We start from the raw sequence: 16,638 nt of genomic DNA, 5'->3' as shown, positions 1-16,638 counted from the left end.
TGGCGAATGGCGAGTAGCCTTATACCAGACTGCGCCGCGCGGTAACTCCCCTATTCGCCACCCGCCATTCCCAACTCGCCGCTTACGCCACCGCTTCCTTGGCCTTTTCCGCGCGCTTGCGCTCGTTCGGGTCGAGGTGCTTCTTGCGCAGGCGGATCGACTTCGGGGTGACCTCGACGAGCTCGTCGTCCTCGATGTAGGCGAGCGCCTTTTCCAGCGTCATGCGGATCGGCGGGGTCAGGCGCACGGCTTCGTCCTTTGAGGTCGTGCGGATGTTGGTGAGCTGCTTGCCCTTGAGCACATTGATCTCGAGGTCGTTGTCGCGGGTGTGCTCGCCGACGATCATGCCGCGATAGACCTTCCAGCCCGGCTCGATCATCATCGGGCCGCGGTCTTCCAGCTTGAACATGGCGTAGGCCACCGCCTCGCCCTGGTCGTTGGAGATCAAGACGCCGTTGCGGCGGCCCTGGATCTCGCCCTTGTACGGCGCATAGCCGTGGAACAGGCGGTTCATGATCGCGGTACCGCGGGTGTCGGTCAGCAGTTCGCCCTGGTAGCCGATCAGACCGCGGGTCGGCGCGTAAAACACCAGGCGCTGGCGGTTGCCGCCCGAGGGCTTCATCTCGATCAGCTCGGATTTGCGCTCGCTCATCTTCTGCACGACGACGCCGGAATGCTCCTCGTCGACGTCGATGACGACCTCCTCGATCGGCTCCATGGTGGCGCCGGTCGCTTCGTCCTTCTGGTAGACGACGCGCGGACGCGACACCGAGAGCTCAAAACCCTCGCGGCGCATGGTCTCGATCAGGATGGCGAGCTGCAATTCGCCGCGGCCGGACACTTCCATCGCGTCCTTGTCGGCGGATTCGACGACGCGCAGCGCGACATTGCCTTCGGCCTCGCGGAGCAGACGGTCGCGGATCATGCGGCTCGTCACCTTGTCGCCTTCGGTACCGGCGAGCGGGGAGTTGTTGACGATGAACGACATCGACACGGTCGGGGGATCGATCGGCTGCGCCGGCAGCGGCACCTCGACGGTCGGATCGCAGAAGGTGTCGGCGACGGTGCCCTTGGTGAGGCCCGCGATGGCGACGATGTCGCCGGCTTCGGCTTCGTCGAGCGGGGTGCGCTCGAGGCCGCGGAATGCCAGGATCTTGGTGATGCGCCCGGACTCGACCAGCTTGCCGTCGGCGTTCAGCACCTTGACCTGCTGGTTCGGCTTCAGCGTGCCGGAGGAGATGCGGCCGGTGATGATGCGGCCGAGATAGGGGTTGGCTTCGAGGATGGTGCCGATCATGCGGAACGGACCTTCCTCGACCTTCGGCGGGGCGACGTGGCGCAGGATCAGGTCGAACAGCGGCTCCATGCCCTTGTCCTGCGGACCTTCGGGGCTATCCGCCATCCAGCCCTGCTTGGCCGACCCGTAGAGGATCGGGAAATCGAGCTGCTCCTCGCTGGCATCGAGCGCCGCGAACAGGTCGAACACCTCGTTGATGACTTCGGTCGGGCGCGCGTCGGGGCGGTCGACCTTGTTGATGACGACGATCGGCTTGAGGCCGACCTTGAGCGCCTTGGAGACCACGAACTTGGTCTGCGGCAGCGGGCCTTCGGCGGCGTCGACCAGCACCAGGGCGCCGTCCACCATGTTGAGGATGCGCTCCACCTCGCCACCGAAATCGGCGTGGCCGGGGGTGTCGACGATGTTGATGCGGGTGTCCTTCCACTGCACCGAGGCCGCCTTGGCCAGGATGGTGATGCCGCGCTCGCGCTCCAGATCGTTGGAGTCCATGGCGCGATCGGTCACCTTCTGGTTCTCGCGGAACGTGCCGGACTGCTGCAGGAGTTTGTCGACCAGGGTGGTCTTGCCGTGGTCGACGTGGGCGATGATGGCGACGTTACGAAGGTTCATGAGTGAGCTTCTTTGCGGTCGAACAATGGGTTAAGCGCGATCTCGCCGGTCGGACCGGGACCTCTTCTCGAAACAACGCTGGAAGACTGGAAACGGGGCGCTTTGCGCCCAAAAAGGAAGCCCGGCCATATCAGACCGGGCGCCCTGCGCGTTGCGGCGCAATATATGCAAAAACGGCCAAAAAACAATGTGTTCTTTGGCCGTTGGTTGACTGAATTTTGTCCGGGGATTTCCGGAGCTTAAGGCTGGGTTCCTGGATGGACGGGGGCCTTTCGCCCCTTGATCGCGGCCCAGATCAGAGCGACGCCTCCGATCCCCACGACCAGTCCGAAAAAGACCAGCGGTGCGATGTCGGCGGCGATCCGGCCATCCTCGAACACGGACATTCCGCCGAACAGCAGCGCGCAGACGCCGGGCAGCAGCAGGATCACGCCTGAAATCACCATGAACGCGGTGAGGCAGCCGCTGCGCGCCTCGCCGGGCGTTGGGACGGCCGGTAGAACCGGCGGTGGCGTGTCGCTCATCGTGGTGCTTCCTCGGTTTGCCTCGCCTCGTGATAGGTCTGCCCCTCGAGCCCAGCGCGAATCCGGGAGATGGCGCCATTCCGATAGAACAGATTGTAGGTGTCGAACGGAATGATCGCACCCTGCTCGGTCACGAAATGGATGCAGCTGCGCTTGACGTTGCCGACGCAGAAATTGAAGCGGTCGAGAAACTGCACGATGGTGACGCGGAAGACGTTCTCGTAGGTGAGCCCGTCCGGCACCTGAAAGCTCGGCAGGCAGCACAACAATTCGCAGACGCGCTCGGACGTGTTGAGCGGCCCTGAGGACAGCGAGAACAGGTCGATGAACTTTTCCCGCAGCATCGGATATTTTTCCGGGCTGATGGTGTTTGGCATCACCGCCACCAGCTGCTCCTGCGGGATCAGCGAAGTCAGCGCCAGCACCTTGTCGCCGTTGCGCAGGCCATAGCCGATCGAGATGCTCTCGGGATTGCAGGGCAGCGGAATCATGTCGTTGTCGCCGAAGACGCCGGTCTCGATCACGCGCTTGCGGATCTCCGACAGCATGATGCGGTCGGTATTCTTGTCGAAACTCTCGTTGCGGCCGGCATCCTGGACCGGCTGCAATGTCACCCCGCGCACGCATTTCCAGGTCAGCGCGTGGCGCACGATGTCGCCGATCTCGGAATCGTTGACGCCGCGCTTGATGGTCGCGACCAGCGTGGTCGAGATTCCGTAATGCTCGAGATTCTCCAGCGCCTGCTCGCGGATTTTTCGTAAGTCCGCGCCGCGCAGGTTGATCAGCGCGTCGCGCTGCAGCGAATCGAACTGGAGATAGACCTCCAGCCCGCGCCTGTTCTCGGCAAGCCGTGCCACAAAATCCTTTTCGCGGGCGATGCGCAGGCCGTTGGTGTTGATCATGACGTGGCGGATCGGGCGGGCACGCACGGCGTCCAGGATCTCGAAGAAGTCGGGATGCAGCGTCGGCTCGCCGCCGGAAATCTGCACGAGATCGGGCTCGCCCTCGCTCGCGACCAGCGCGTCGAGCATCTTCTCCACGGTCGCGAGCGGAGTGAATTTCGTTCGCGCCGGCGAGGACTCCGCGAAGCAGACCGGGCAGGTGAGGTTGCAATGCTCGGTGATCTCGATCAGCGCCAGGCAGGAATGCTGCTCGTGGTCGGGGCAGAGGCCGCAATCATAGGGGCAGCCGAATTCGGTGCGCTCCTGGAATTGCAGCGGCCGGTCGCCGGGCTTGATGAAATCCTTGCACAGCCGCCAATAGGCGGCATCCGTCGACACCAGCGTCGATTGCACGCCGTGCTCCCGGCAGCGCTTTTCGTACCAGACCTCGTTGCCGAGGATCTGGATCTTGGTCGGTACCAGCTTCAGGCAGGTCTCGCACAGGGATTGGGTCTGGCCCCAGAAGATGTAGGGACGCGACTTACGCAACGGCGCGTTCATGCAAGTGACTCTTTTTGTAAGCGTCTCGCTTTGGGCGCCGTCGCCAGCATGATTGCGGCGTAGAGCAGGATGGACAGCGACAGCAGGTGAAACAGGGTCAGGGGCCCGACCAGCGTGCCATAGGGCTTGAGGAATTCCCATAGGAAGCGTTGCGCTCCGTAATAGGCGAGCACCAGGTAGAAACCATTGGTGATCGTGAACGCGTTCCGGTTCAAGACCGCCAGCACATAGACGAGCGCGAACAGGGTCATGGCCGCGCTCTCGTAGAGCTGCACGGGATGGCGGCGAACGCCGTCGCCGAAATCATGGCCGAAGGGCAGCGCCGTCGGCGTGCCGTAGGTGAAATCGTCGAGGCCCGCGAAGTAACAGCCGATCCGGCCGATCGCGATGCCGAGCGCCAGCGGCAACGCGAACCGCGCGCCGGTTCGCACCGTGACGCCTGCGGACCATTTGTACAGCTCGATCGCCACGATGCCGCCCGCCAGCGCGCCCTCGACCGAGCGCGCAATGCCGCTTTGCCCTGACAGCCACAAATTGGCGGAGCCGAACAGATAGGCGCCAAGGCCCGCGCCGAACACCAGCGCGGCGATATAAGGCAGCGCGAACGATTGCGCGGGAAACTGCAAGCCCCGTCGCGACAGCCAATAGACGGCGGCGGCCGCGGCCAGCCACGCCAAGATGTCGAAGAGAGTGTGAAGGAAAGCCCCGCTCATGCGCCGGCAGTATAGCACGATCGCGGTTAGAACGGCGCGCCGCGCATTATAGCGCCACAAGGGAGAAGCAAGAAGCTACCCCACCTCCCGCTCCTCGGTCGGATAGACGCCGCGCAGCACCTCCTCGAAATGCATCTTCACGGCATCGTTGCACAGGCAGGCGCGCAGCCTCAGGCCGTCGCGGCTGCGGACCAGGATCGAGCCGCGCCGCGTGTCGAGCACGCCTTCGGCCTTGAACGACTGAAGCACGCGGCTGGCATAGGAGCGCCCCACGCCGAGCAGCGTCGCGAGTTGTTCGTGGGTCAGCGGCACGCTGGTCTGGTCGCCGGTCCGCTCCATCGCCGCCAGGATCCATTTGGCGGTGCGCTGCTCGATCGAATGGATTGCGTTGCAGGCGGTCGACTGGAAGATCTGGGCCAGCATGCAATCGGCATAGCGGGCAAAGATGTTGCGCAGTGATGCCGAGCGCAGCTTGGCGGCTTCCAGCTTGGCGACGTGAATGCGCGCAAACGGCCCGCCGAATTTCACGCAGATCCGGGTATAGGCCGGCAGAAACCCCTCGCTGACGATGCCGCCCACCGCGCCTTCGCGGCCGACCAGAATGGTTTCGACATCGCGGCCATCCTCGTTGGGGACGAGGAAAGTCGCGAGCGACGGGCCGCAGGGGAAGTGGACGACCTGCACGTCATCGCCGGGATTGTAGAGCAGGTGGCCTGCTGCAGAGTCTTCGACGGTCACGTGCGGCGCCAGGAGGCCGTAATCGGCCTGGCTCAAGCGCCGCAGCAGATTGTTGGCCGGCCGGCTCTCGACTTCGGTGACCTTGCCGATACGCGCATCCATCCTGAACTCCCACCCTTCTCCCCACCTTAGCGAGTTCCATCCATTTCCTGTGTGCACAAGTGGACAGACCAGAGAACGATGATGTGGTGAGTTTCGTTCCGGGAACCCCCTGGTGCGCTGGGCGCAGGCATCGTGTCGCGGCAGTCCTGATCGAAAAACCCCAAACCAAGATGAGATCATGGCACCCGCACCCTCCAATGGCACAGGCTGGCCGGCCGATGTTCTGATCGTCGAGGACGATCCGATCATCGCGATTGATTTCGAGGATCGCCTGCTCGGATTTGGTGTGGCCGCCGTGCGGACCGTGGGTTCGGTGACGCAGGCGCTGGACGCCATCGCGAAACGGACACCCGATTTCGCGCTGCTCGATGTCGAGCTGATCCGCGAGACGAGCTTTGCGATCGCCGAGCGGCTGATCGCGCTGAAGGTTCCGTTCGTGTTCGTCACCGGCTACGGCGCCGAGGCGCGCATTCCGTCCGAACTGGCGGGCCGGCCGCGGCTGCAGAAGCCGTGCTCAAGCGAGGCGCTGGAAGCGGCGCTGCAGGCGCGCGCCGCCAATTAGCGGTCAGCTCTGCTTCGGATCGAGCGTGGTCGACCACAGCGCGATGTCGGCGCGGTCGCGCAGGGTCACCGTCATCTGGCCGGAGGCGCCGTCGATCTTGACGTGACCGAAGAACTGCATGCCCGCCGACGGCGGCAGGTTCTGGCTGTCCTTGCCCGGCGCCTTGACGAAGCGCACCTCGGGGCCAAAGGTGTTGTCGAGCGCGTTCGGACCGAACGTGCCGGCATGAAGCGGCCCCGAGACGAATTCCCAGAACGGCTCGAACTCCTGGAATTGCGCCTTGTTCGGATCGTAATAATGCGCGGCGGCGTAATGCACGTCTGCCGTCAGCCACACCGTGTTGCTGATCGGCGCCATCTTGATGAAGCGCAGGATGTCGGCGATCTCGAGCTCGCGGCCGCGCACCGGGCCGTCGCCCTGCGCAACGGCTTCCGAGCCGCCCTTCGGCGTGTCCGAGACGATCAGGCTGATTGGCATGTCGGACGCGATCACCTTCCACGTCGCGCGCGAATTCAAAAGGCCGCGCTTCAGCCAGGCGATCTGGTCCGGGCCGAGGAAGTAGCTGGAAGGGCCATAGGCGGTGTCGAGATTGGCACCGTTCGGGCCGCGATAGCTGCGCTCGTCGAGCACGAACACGTCGAGATGTGGGCCATAGGAGATCTGGCGATAGACGCGGCCGGGCTCAGTGATGCTTTCCCGCATCGGGTACATCTCGTGGAAGGCGCGGCCTGCGCGGGCCGCGAGCAGGGAGATGTCGCGCACCTTGTAGGCGGCCGACAAGTCTTTCGACAGCGACCAGTTGTTGGTGACCTCGTGGTCGTCCCATTGCACGAAGATCGGCACCTCGGCATTGAAGGCGCGGAGATTGTCGTCGGTGAGATTGTATTTGTGCGCGGCGCGGAACTCGTCCAGCGTCTCGGCGACCTTGGCCTTCTCCGGGATGGTGAGGTTCTTCCAGATCTTGCCGTCGGCGAGCTTCACCTCGGATTGGATCGGGCCGTCGGCATAGATCGTGTCGCCCGAGTGCAGGAAGAAATCCGGCCGGTGCTTGCGCATGGTCGAGAAGGTGACCATGCCGCCGTCGTCAGGATTGATGCCCCAGCCCTGCCCCGCGACGTCGCCGCCCCAGACGAAGCTGACGTCGCGGCGGTCGGCGGGCGCGGTGCGGAAGCGGCCAACCACCGGCTCGCCCTCGACCGCGCTGTGGGAGAGATCGCGGAAGCGGACGCGGTAAAAGATGTCCTGGCCTGCCGGAAGATTCTCGATCAGCATCTTCGCGGTGAAGTCGCTTTCGGGCAGCGCCGCGATCGGCGGCAATGCGCGGGCGTCCTTGAACGAGTCGGTCGTCGCCACCTCGACCAGCATCTGCGATGGACGGTCGGCGCGCGCCCATACCACGCCGCCGTCGACGGTGACGTCGCCCGATTGCACGCCGTGGGTGACCGCCGGCCGGTCGGCCGCGCGCGAAAGATACGGCATCGCCATCGTGCCGAGCGCGCCGGCGCTCGTGGCAAGGAAGCGGCGGCGGGAGAATTTGATGTTCATGAAGATGGCTCGCGGGCTGGCGATCTTGCGCTGTCATTCCGGAGCGCGCGAAGTGCGAATCCGGAATCTCGAGATTCTAAGGTGCGCAATTGCGCACCAGAGTTCGATGCTGACGCATCGCCCCGGAATGACGGGGTAAGCTATATTGAGACAATGTGACGCAGCAATAACGCGCGCAAGCGCTGCTCAGGCGTTGCCGGCGGCCCGGAATTGCGCGCCGGCCCGCTGCAGGTTCTGCGGCAGGCTCATCAGCAGGGCCTTGCGGTCGGCGACCGCCGCATGAAACTGGTCGAGTGCGATGTTGAAGGCGGTGAGCGCGCCTTCTTCGATCGCGCCGTGATCGTAGCAGCGCAGCGTATCGCGCAGGATGTCGTCGGCTTCGGTCTGCATCTGGTCGAGCTCTTCGGTGGTCTCGCACTTGCGCGCGGCGGCGATCATGTCCAGCAGCCGATCACGCAGATGGCTGTTGTTGTCGCGCTCGTCCTTCTTCAGATAGCCCGCAAACCACGCGCCGATCGAGCCCATGGCGGACAGCGCCATCAAGCCCCACCAGATGTAATCGCTGTACTTGTCGAGGAAGGTCTTCTCCTCGCCGTCGACGAAGGCGGCTGCACCCGGATGTACCGGGATCACCGCGTCCTTGTCGGTATCGGGGGTTTCGATCTTCGCCGCCAGCGGGAATTCCGTCACCAATTGCTGCCGCACGGCGAACAGCTGACGCGTGAACGCCGCGATGGTGGTTTCGGAGACGCCTTTGCGCGCCACGATGTGATGCGAAAAGCTGATGGTCTTGACCTCGTCCTCGGGTCGAGCGGGCGAGCCGCCATAGGTGCCGGCAGGGATCTCCGAGGCTTCGTAGACCGGATGGTTCTGTGCGATTGCGTCCGCTGAATCGATCTCGAGGAAGGTCGGCGTGCCGCCTTCCTTGATAGATGCCGCGATCGCGTCAGCCGTGATCTTGCTGTTGACCGGGCCGGCCGCGAGATAGACGTCGGCCTTCTGCGCCTTGATCGCGTCGGCAACCTCGTTTGCCGGGAATTGCACGATCTCGACCTTGGCGGGATCGACGCCGTATTGCTGGAGAATCACCTTGAGGAGGTTGACGTTGGCCTGGGTGCGGCCGACGACGCCGATGCGATGGCCGGCGAGCTGGGCGATCTTGGTGATCTTCGCGCCCTTCTTCTTGCCCTTGGCGGGCACGGACCACAGCACCACGACGTTCTTGCGCAGGGTCGCGACCGCCTGTGCGTTCTTCGGCACCTCGAGGTCGCCGCGCACGATGGCGAGATCGACCTTGCCCTCCGCGAGCGCATTGGCGCTGGCGGTAGCTCCGTCGGTCTGGATCGGGCGCAGCCGCACCTGGCTCTTGTGCTGCGCGAAGCCCTGCGTCAGCGTCTGCACGACCTTGACGTCGTCGCTGTTGGCAGGGCCGACCGCGATCCTCAGCGTCACCGGTCGCATCGCGAAATAGTAGCCGCCGGCGAGTGCGCCGATGATGGCAAGGACGAGTGCCAGAGACACGAGCGCCATCTTCCGCACCGCGGATCGCGGCGAAGGCGGAGGGGGCGCTTCGGCCAGGTCCAATCCCCCGGTCATCGATCTCCCAAACAGGCGCTTCAGGCTCAGTTTCATCTTGGCCGGCGATTTACGCTCCCAGTTGTAGCAAATTTCTTGTCCGGCGGGGTTACATCTCCGTCATGGTTAGCAGACCGGGCAAATCCCGCTTGAACCCGGGCCGTATGCACGGTGTTAGGGTAAAGTTCCCCTGAAGGACGGAGAGGGCCATGGCAGAGCGGCTGACGGCGGAGGCGCGCAAGCAGGCGCTGGGTGGACTTGCGGGCTGGACTGACGTCCAAGGCCGCGATGCGATCGGGAAAACCTTTGTCTTCAAGGATTTCAACGAGGCGTTCGGCTTCATGAGCCGCGCCGCGCTGGTCGCCGAGAAGATGGATCACCACCCCGAATGGCGCAACGTCTACAAGACGGTGGAGGTGGTGCTGTCGACCCACGATGCCGGCGGCGTCACGGCGCGCGACATTGCCCTGGCCAAGGCGATGGATGCCATCGCCGGCTGACACCGGGCTGACGTCTTGCAGGAATCGGACGCATCCCCATCTTGTGATCAGCCGGGATGGGCGGTTCGCCGCCTCCCCGCAGAACGGGGAGCATTTGAGCATGGCTGCCGAGCACAGCGTCGGCTTCGAGCCGGCCGATCGGCTCGCGGAAGACCGCGAGAGCGTCCGCCGCCGCTTCTGGCGCAAGCTGAAGCGGGTCGCCGCGCAGCTGCCGTTCGCGGAGGATCTGCTTGCCGCCTATTACTGCGCGTTCGACCGGCAGACGCCGCGCCACGTCCAGGCTTCGCTGTTAGGCGCGATCGCCTATTTCATCCTGCCGTTCGATTTCGTCGCCGACGTGATGCCGATGCTCGGCTTCGCCGACGACGCCGCCGTGCTCGCCACCGCCATCCGCATGGTTGCCAGCCACATCACGAACGAGCACCGCGAGGCCGCCCGTGCCGCGCTGAGGCGTGGGGTGGAGGAGGGCGAGGCGGCGCAGTAGGGGAGATTCAACCACACCCACCGCTGTCATTCCCCGCGAAAGCGGGGAATCCAGTACGCCGCGGCCTCTCGATTCAATCACTGCCGTCCCGGAGTACTGGATCGCCCGATCAAGTAGGGCGATGACAGGGCGTGTGTGGGTAGCGCTTGCGGCACCATGGCGCAGCGACAATCGTCACCTCTTCTCCGCCCGCGCCTTCTCCGCGTCCCACGCTTGGAATTGCCTGAACAGCGTCTCCTTGTCCGCATCGGACACGGTTGCTGCCGCAGGGCTCTGCTTTAAGAACGCCTCGAAGCGCTGCCGTGTCACCGGCTCGATACCGTGCTTGTCGAGCCATTGCTGCGCCACCGGCAATCTGTTCCAGCTGGATAGCGGCGCTGCCAGCGAGACCTCCTTCCACTTGGGATGGAAGGGCGGGTTCTGCAGCGCCGTGAATTTCGTGAAGAACGCGTCCACGAACAGCGCGAGCTTGCGATAACGCTCGGTATTGGGCGCCCAATTATAGGCCGCAAGCACCGCGGGCACCGCGATCGTGTCGACGCTCTCGCCCTCCTTGATCAGGTTCGGATAGTCCTTGGCGGTCAGGGTTGCCGGCAGATAGTCGCTCTGCAGCGGCTTAGCATAGTCCACCTTCGCGAGATGGAAGCGGCCGTCATTGCCGAAAGTCGAGACCGATTTGTACGGCTTGCCGCCGACCACGATGACGGCATCGATCTGTCCGGCCTTCAGCTTCTCCAGCGCGATACGCTGCTCGACATAGACGAAGTTCGCCTTGATCCCGAGCCGCTCGAACACCGTCAGTGCGGTGACGAAGGTCCCGCCATTGGGCAGATCGACGCTGACGGTCTTGCCCTCGAGGTCCTTCAGCGTTGCGATCGATTTCGGCGCGATGACCTGCATCTCTTCATTGTAGAGCTTGGTCACGTAAGTGAACTGTTTCTTGATGTCCTTGGCAAATCCCTTGCGCTCGAGATAGTCGAGCGTATCGGCGCGCACGATGCCGAGATCGACACCCTGCAGGAACAGGATGTCGGCGACGCTCTGCACCGAGCCGCGGCCGACGATCGGCAGCACGCGGATCTTGTTGCCGTCGTCAAGCACCGAGGCGAGGTCGGCGCCGAACTGCACATAAGTGCCGCCGATCGTGCCCGTGATCAGCGTGACGGTGTTGGCGTTCAGCGCCTGCTTGGTCGAGGTGGAGCCGAACTGGAAGATGGCCTTCAGGCTGTCCGAGACCTTGGCCGGATCGTATTCGGCTTGCTCGGCGTGGGCCGCGAAGGCACAGATGGTCGTGATGGCGGCAAGCGCCATTTTCAAAGTGTTACGCATGATGTCCCCTCTGAAGTGGCCTAGTTCGAGAGTTGGGCGAGGCGCTGGCGCGCTTCAGCCGATCCGAGTGCCGCGGCCTTTTGATACCAGTCGCGCGCGGCGGTCGCGTCAGCGGCGATGCGCCGCGAGTCGCTGGTGCCCAGCACGGCCGGGTCATAGCTCTGCGCCAGCATGAACGCAGCCGTCGCATCCTGTGCATTGGCCGCGCGTTCAAGCAGCAGGCGGGCAGCAACAATATCGCCGACGCCCAACAGGCCCTTCGCGCGCGTCATCAGCCCGGCCAGCGTGTCGGCGTCGAGCGTCTTCGCGGGCGGAGGCGGTGCAGGGGGCGCCGCGACGGGCGCGGGCGCTGCTTGGGTTTGTCCTTGGGCTTGCAGCGCCGTCTGATAGGCGGTCGCGATCGCCTCGCGGCTCGGTGCGGCAGGTGCTGAGAGAGCCTGCGTGTCGGCGCTCGCCAGCCTCGTGTCGCTCACGCGGGCCGCATCCTTGGGCGGGTTCTGCGATGTGGTCGGTGCGCTGGCCGACGCCATCGCTTGGTCCGCCGTGATGCGAACCCAGCTACCGGCATAAGCGGCGAAGAGGCCGCGAAATTCGGGCTGAAACAGTGTGACCAGAACTGCCAGGGTGAATGCCGCCAGAACGGCCGCGAGCACACGCGGGACAATTCTGGAGCGCAACTCCACCGGCGCATATTCCCGCGGGTCCGGCGCACCGAGCGGATCGGACAGAAATAGTGGAATTGGTTCGTCCTGTGCAAGCTCGGCGCGCTTGGCGCGTGCGCGGATATAGGACGCGATAGGCGGATGTGATGCAGATCGATCGGAGTCGGGCATGCGCGACTCCCTCGACGGACGGTGGGCCGTCGTCTCCATGGTGTGATGCTCCCCATTACTGACGCAACGCAGGGGCAGTCCCGGCTTCAGTCTTCTTGTTGTTGTCCAGAGGTCCCCGCTAACTGGAACCGGTAAATCGCCGTCCGATTCAGCCCAAAAAACGACGACGGTTTGCGCGAATCTGGAGATATTTGGGTTTGATTACGGCGGCGCGGCGGAATGCACCGGAATTTTGCTCGCGATGGTTGAGGGGGATTTTACGATGCGGCGGCGTGCGCAGCTTTGCGGTGTCGCGGTCATCAACGCTGCCCGTCTCGCCCTCCGCTGTCATGCCCCGGCAGACCGGCGCATCCAGTACACCGCGGCGGCGCGGCTAAATCACTAACGTCTCTGGAATACTGGATCGCCCGGTCCCGGTTTCGCCAAGGCGACGCCGAGGCCTATACCAGCGCTCGGCTCGCCGAAGCTTCAGCGAAGGCGGCAAGCCGGGCGATGACAGGTGTATATGTTGAAACAGCGTCGCGATGACATCGCGATCATGGATGCAGGATCACCTTGCCCATCGCCTGCCGCCCCGCGAGCACCTTCAACGCATCCGCGGTCTGGGCCAGCGGGAAGGTGCGGTCGACATGCGATGAGATCTTGCCTTCCGCGGTCCACTTCACCAGCTTCTCGAGATTGGCGCGATTTTTCGCCGGGTTGAGCCGCGTCCAGGCGCCCCAGAACACGCCGCGGATGTCGCAGCCCTTCAGCAGCGCGAGGTTCAGCGGCATCTTGGGAATGTCGCCGGCCGCAAAGCCGATCACGAGGAAGCGGCCTTCCCATGCGATCGAGCGCAGCGCCTGTTCGGCGTAAGCACCACCAACCGGATCGAAGATGATGTCGACACCCTTGCCGCCGGTGAGCTTGCGCAGGCCTTCCTTCAAGTCTTCCTTGGCATAGTTCAGCGTCAGCTCGGCGCCATGCGCCTTGGCGAATTCGAGCTTCTCGTCCGACGAAGCACAGGCGATCACCTTCAACCCCATCAGCTTGCCGAGCTCGCAAGCCGCAAGGCCCGTGCCGCCGGCCGCGCCCAGCACCGCGAGCGTCTCGCCCGGCTTGGGGCTGGCGCGATCCTCCAGCGCATGCAGCGCAGTGCCGTAGATGATGATGATGCCGGCCGCGCGGTCGTAGTCGAGGTTGTCGGGAATCTTCACGATCGAGGCCGCCGGCAGCGCGATCTTCTCGCGCGCGCCATTGTGTCCGCAGGAGGCGACGACGCGATCGCCGACCTTGAGGTCCGTGACGCCGGGACCGATGCTCTCGATCACGCCGGCAACTTCTGCCGCCGGCGAGAACGGGAATGGCGGCTTGATCTGGTACTTGCCCTGGATCATCAGGATGTCGAAGAAGTTCAGCGCCGCCGCCTTGATCGCGATCACGGCTTCGCCGGGCCCTGCCACCGGATCCGGCACCTCAGTCAGAACGAGGTCGTCGGGCTGGCAATATTGCGAGCAGAGGATGGCTTTCATGGCGGTACCTTGAGGGCGTTTCGGGTGGAATTATAGTTTGACCGTTTCTGCCGGATTTAAGCAGTGGCGACAATCCGGATTCTTTGCCCAAAGCGATGCACAGACCTATCCTCCCGTCATTGCGAGCGCAGCGAAGCAATCCAGAATCCGTCCTACGGAAATAGCCTGGATTGCTTCGCGGAGCCTGTCATCGGGCCGCGCTTCGCGCGGACCCGCTGGCTCGCAATGACGAAATCCGCGGAGAAAGGATTCAAACGATGTTTGAAACAAGCCTGCTCGAGAACAAGCGCATCCTCGTCACCGGCGGCGGCTCGGGCCTTGGCGCTGCGATGGGACGCCGTTTCCTGGCGCTCAGCGCCGAGCTCGTGATCTGCGGCCGCAAGCTCGACCGCCTCGAGGCAACGGCGCGCGAGATGCGCGACGAGACGGGCGGCAAGGTCACCGCGATCGGCGCACCGGCGAGCACAGCGAGCTCGCCGATCTCGCCAGCTTCCTGGTCTCGGACCGCGCCGCCTACATCAATGACGAGATGGTGGTGATCGACGGCGGCGCGCATCTGCGCCGTTCCGGCGCCGAGGATTTGCTCGGCTGGACCGAGGCGCAATGGGCCGCGCAACGCGCCGCCCGATCCAAGGCGTAGCCGCCGCGGATACCGCTAACTGCCTTCCCAAATTGGACTTTCCCGGCTATCCCTGCCCGGGGACAAAGCGCGCTCGGGCCATCTTCCAGTCACAATATTGAGGGAACCACTCCAGCATGTGGCGGGTGCTGATTTTAGCTTTGATGACTGGCGTGGCAGCCGGGGGAATCGTCGTTTCTGCGCGGGCGCAGACGGCGCAACCGGCGCCCAAGTCCGGTTCTGCTCCAAAAGAGGCGACACCCAAGCCGGCCGCGCCGCCGGCCAACACCAACGCAAAGGCGGCCCCGAAGCCCGAGAGCAAGCCGGCTGCCCCGGCTGCGGCAGTTGCGGGTGGCGCGGAGCCGACCCTGATCGGGCAGTTCGGCACCTGGGGCGCCTATTCGGCGACGCCGAACGGCAAGAAGGTCTGCTTCGCGCTGGCCAAGCCGTCGTCGTCGAAAACCAACCCGCCGAACCGGCCGCGCGATCCCGCCTATGCCTTCGTCTCGACCCGGCCGGCGGAGAAGGTCAACAACGAAGTCTCGGTCATGATCGGCTATGCGCTGAAGCCTGGCTCGGAATCGACCGTCGAGGTCGGCGGCGCCTCCTTCGCCATGTACACGCAGGGCGACGGGCTCTGGATCAAGAACGCGGCCGAGGAGGAGCGGATGGTCGAAGCCATGCGCAAATCCGCCGATCTCGTCGTCAAGGGTGTCTCGGCCAAGGGCACCGAGACGACCGACACGTTTTCGCTGAAGGGCCTCGCCCAGGCGCTCGACAAGATCGCGCAGGACTGTAGGCGGTAAGACTGCAGGCGCTAAGACTGCGGGCGATAAGGTCGCAATCGGCGGTTCCGGTTGCTATATAGGGGCCGTTCCAAGTTTTTCTTCCGTCATTCCGGGATGGTCCGAAGCCCGGAATCTCGAGGTTCCGGGTTCGATGCTCCGCATCGCCCCGGAACGACCACGTAATCAGGTCCATTCAATGCAACCGACGACCGAGCCGCACAACGCCATCCTGGTGGAGAAGACCCCGCTCGAAACCTATGTGCCGCCGGCCAAGCCGTCGCTGATCGGCCTGTCGCGCGCCGAGCTTGCCGATCGCCTCGGCGAGATCGGCGTCGCTCCGGCGCAGCGCAAGATGCGGGTGCAGCAGCTGTGGCACTGGATCTATTTCCGCGGCGCCCAGAGCTTCGATGAGATGAGCTCGATCTCGAAGGGCATCCGCGCCGAGCTCGCGCAGCATTTCACCGTCGACCGGCCCGAGGTCGTCGCCGAGCAGATCTCCAACGACGGCACCCGCAAATGGCTGTTGCGCCTGCCGAGCGGCGACAATGTTCAGAAGGCGCATGAAGTCGAGTGCGTCTACATCCCCGAGACCGACCGCGGCACGCTCTGCGTCTCCTCCCAGGTCGGCTGCACCCTGAACTGCGCCTTCTGCCACACCGGCACCCAGCGCCTGGTGCGCAACCTCACCGCCGGCGAGATCGTAGGCCAGGTGATGGTCGCGCGGGACCGTTTGAATGACTGGGCCGATCGCGAGGACGGCACGCGCCGCGTCACCAACATCGTGATGATGGGCATGGGCGAGCCGCTCTACAATTTCGACGCGGTGCGCGATGCGCTCTTGATCGTCGGCGACAACGAAGGCATCGGCATCTCGCGCCGCCGCATCACGCTGTCGACCTCGGGCGTGGTGCCGAACATCGTGCGCGCCGGCGAGGAGATCGGCGTCATGCTCGCGATCTCGCTGCATGCGGTGCGCGACGAGCTGCGCAACGAACTGGTGCCGCTCAACCGCAAACATCCGATCAAGGAGCTGCTGCAGGCCTGCCGCGACTATCCCGGCGCCTCGAACGCGCGCCGCATCACCTTCGAATATGTAATGCTCAAGGGCGTCAACGATTCGCTCGACGATGCCAAGCTGCTGGTGAAGCTGCTCAAGGGCATCCCGGCCAAGATCAATCTGATTCCGTTCAATCCCTGGCCCGGCACCGCCTATGAATGCTCGGATTGGGACCAGATCGAAAAATTCTCCGAATACATCTTCAACGCCGGCTATTCCTCGCCGGTGCGCACCCCGCGCGGCCGTGATATCCTCGCCGCCTGCGGCCAGCTCAAGTCGGAGACCGAAAAGCTCTCGGCGCGCGAGCGCCAGGCGCTGCGCGCCATGGCGATGACGGATTAGCTTTTGCTATGTCGGCGCTCTCGCATCCTAGTCATTGCGAGGAGCGTAGCGACAAAGCAATCCAG

16 protein-coding genes and 1 pseudogene are annotated in these 16,638 nt (G+C 64.3%); 6 read left to right on the top strand and 11 right to left on the bottom strand.

The window, feature by feature from the left end; all coding sequences use genetic code 11:
- Positions 1-82: 82 nt before the first annotated feature.
- From typA to N2604_RS00340, 5 genes are all read right to left on the bottom strand, one after another.
- A complete protein-coding gene (gene typA, locus N2604_RS00360) occupies positions 83-1,909 on the bottom strand; it encodes a translational GTPase TypA (RefSeq protein WP_172789519.1) in 1,827 nt (608 codons plus the stop codon).
- Between the two features lie 239 nt (positions 1,910-2,148).
- Positions 2,149-2,433, bottom strand: a complete 285-nt coding sequence (locus N2604_RS00355; RefSeq protein ID WP_260373318.1) for a hypothetical protein — start codon at positions 2,431-2,433, stop codon at positions 2,149-2,151.
- The gene (locus tag N2604_RS00350) at positions 2,430-3,875 is read right to left on the bottom strand and encodes a radical SAM protein (RefSeq protein ID WP_260373317.1); all 1,446 of its coding nucleotides are present in this window, start codon (positions 3,873-3,875) and stop codon (positions 2,430-2,432) included. Before N2604_RS00350 ends, N2604_RS00355 begins: the two co-directional genes overlap by 4 nt.
- Complete coding sequence (locus tag N2604_RS00345; RefSeq protein WP_260373316.1) at positions 3,872-4,588, bottom strand: prolipoprotein diacylglyceryl transferase; 717 nt, start codon at positions 4,586-4,588, stop codon at positions 3,872-3,874. The genes N2604_RS00350 and N2604_RS00345 overlap by 4 nt, the downstream gene beginning before the upstream one ends.
- A gap of 75 nt (positions 4,589-4,663) precedes the next feature.
- The gene (locus tag N2604_RS00340; RefSeq protein WP_260373315.1) at positions 4,664-5,428 is read right to left on the bottom strand and encodes a Crp/Fnr family transcriptional regulator; all 765 of its coding nucleotides are present in this window, start codon (positions 5,426-5,428) and stop codon (positions 4,664-4,666) included.
- A gap of 178 nt (positions 5,429-5,606) precedes the next feature.
- Between N2604_RS00340 and N2604_RS00335 the strand changes: the two genes are divergently transcribed.
- On the top strand, positions 5,607-5,990 hold the full coding sequence (locus N2604_RS00335; RefSeq protein ID WP_260376398.1) for a response regulator: 384 nt from the start codon (positions 5,607-5,609) through the stop codon (positions 5,988-5,990).
- A 3-nt stretch (positions 5,991-5,993) separates the two neighbouring features.
- Here N2604_RS00335 and N2604_RS00330 read toward each other — a convergent pair whose 3' ends face one another.
- Both N2604_RS00330 and N2604_RS00325 read right to left on the bottom strand, forming a co-directional pair.
- Positions 5,994-7,535, bottom strand: a complete 1,542-nt coding sequence (locus N2604_RS00330) for an alkaline phosphatase (RefSeq protein ID WP_260373314.1) — start codon at positions 7,533-7,535, stop codon at positions 5,994-5,996.
- Between the two features lie 186 nt (positions 7,536-7,721).
- Complete coding sequence (locus N2604_RS00325; RefSeq protein WP_260373313.1) at positions 7,722-9,167, bottom strand: TAXI family TRAP transporter solute-binding subunit; 1,446 nt, start codon at positions 9,165-9,167, stop codon at positions 7,722-7,724.
- Positions 9,168-9,319: 152 nt separating this feature from the next.
- Here N2604_RS00325 and N2604_RS00320 point away from each other — a divergent pair, with 152 nt between their 5' ends.
- Positions 9,320-9,610, top strand: a complete 291-nt coding sequence (locus tag N2604_RS00320) for a 4a-hydroxytetrahydrobiopterin dehydratase (RefSeq protein ID WP_260373312.1) — start codon at positions 9,320-9,322, stop codon at positions 9,608-9,610.
- 100 nt (positions 9,611-9,710) lie between these two features.
- Positions 9,711-10,094: a YkvA family protein gene (locus N2604_RS00315; protein WP_260373311.1), complete on the top strand. Its 384-nt coding sequence runs from the start codon at positions 9,711-9,713 to the stop codon at positions 10,092-10,094.
- Positions 10,095-10,268: 174 nt separating this feature from the next.
- Here the strand turns inward: N2604_RS00315 and N2604_RS00310 are convergent, their stop codons facing one another.
- The 4 genes from N2604_RS00310 to N2604_RS00295 form a co-directional block, all read right to left on the bottom strand.
- A complete protein-coding gene (locus N2604_RS00310; protein ID WP_260373310.1) occupies positions 10,269-11,423 on the bottom strand; it encodes a TAXI family TRAP transporter solute-binding subunit in 1,155 nt (384 codons plus the stop codon).
- A gap of 20 nt (positions 11,424-11,443) precedes the next feature.
- Positions 11,444-12,295, bottom strand: a complete 852-nt coding sequence (locus tag N2604_RS00305; protein WP_260373309.1) for a hypothetical protein — start codon at positions 12,293-12,295, stop codon at positions 11,444-11,446.
- 109 nt (positions 12,296-12,404) lie between these two features.
- Positions 12,405-12,587 carry a hypothetical protein gene (locus tag N2604_RS00300; RefSeq protein ID WP_260373308.1) on the bottom strand — a complete coding sequence of 61 codons (183 nt, stop codon included), beginning with the start codon at positions 12,585-12,587 and terminating at the stop codon, positions 12,405-12,407.
- A gap of 205 nt (positions 12,588-12,792) precedes the next feature.
- A complete protein-coding gene (locus N2604_RS00295; RefSeq protein WP_225113194.1) occupies positions 12,793-13,767 on the bottom strand; it encodes an NADPH:quinone oxidoreductase family protein in 975 nt (324 codons plus the stop codon).
- A gap of 257 nt (positions 13,768-14,024) precedes the next feature.
- On the opposite strand from N2604_RS00295, the pseudogene N2604_RS39365 reads away from it, so the two are divergent.
- The 3 genes and pseudogenes from N2604_RS39365 (at position 14,025) to rlmN (ending at position 16,573) form a co-directional block, all read left to right on the top strand.
- Positions 14,025-14,407, top strand: a pseudogene (locus N2604_RS39365) (SDR family NAD(P)-dependent oxidoreductase).
- A 116-nt stretch (positions 14,408-14,523) separates the two neighbouring features.
- Positions 14,524-15,192: an invasion associated locus B family protein gene (locus N2604_RS00280; protein WP_260373307.1), complete on the top strand. Its 669-nt coding sequence runs from the start codon at positions 14,524-14,526 to the stop codon at positions 15,190-15,192.
- Positions 15,193-15,370: 178 nt separating this feature from the next.
- Positions 15,371-16,573, top strand: a complete 1,203-nt coding sequence (rlmN, locus tag N2604_RS00275; protein WP_260373306.1) for a 23S rRNA (adenine(2503)-C(2))-methyltransferase RlmN — start codon at positions 15,371-15,373, stop codon at positions 16,571-16,573.
- Positions 16,574-16,638 lie beyond the last annotated feature (65 nt).

Source organism: Bradyrhizobium sp. CB1015 (genome assembly GCF_025200925.1).
Lineage (GTDB): Bacteria > Pseudomonadota > Alphaproteobacteria > Rhizobiales > Xanthobacteraceae > Bradyrhizobium.
Note: the sequence above shows the minus strand (reverse complement) of the source record. Positions and strands in the feature narration are given on the sequence as shown.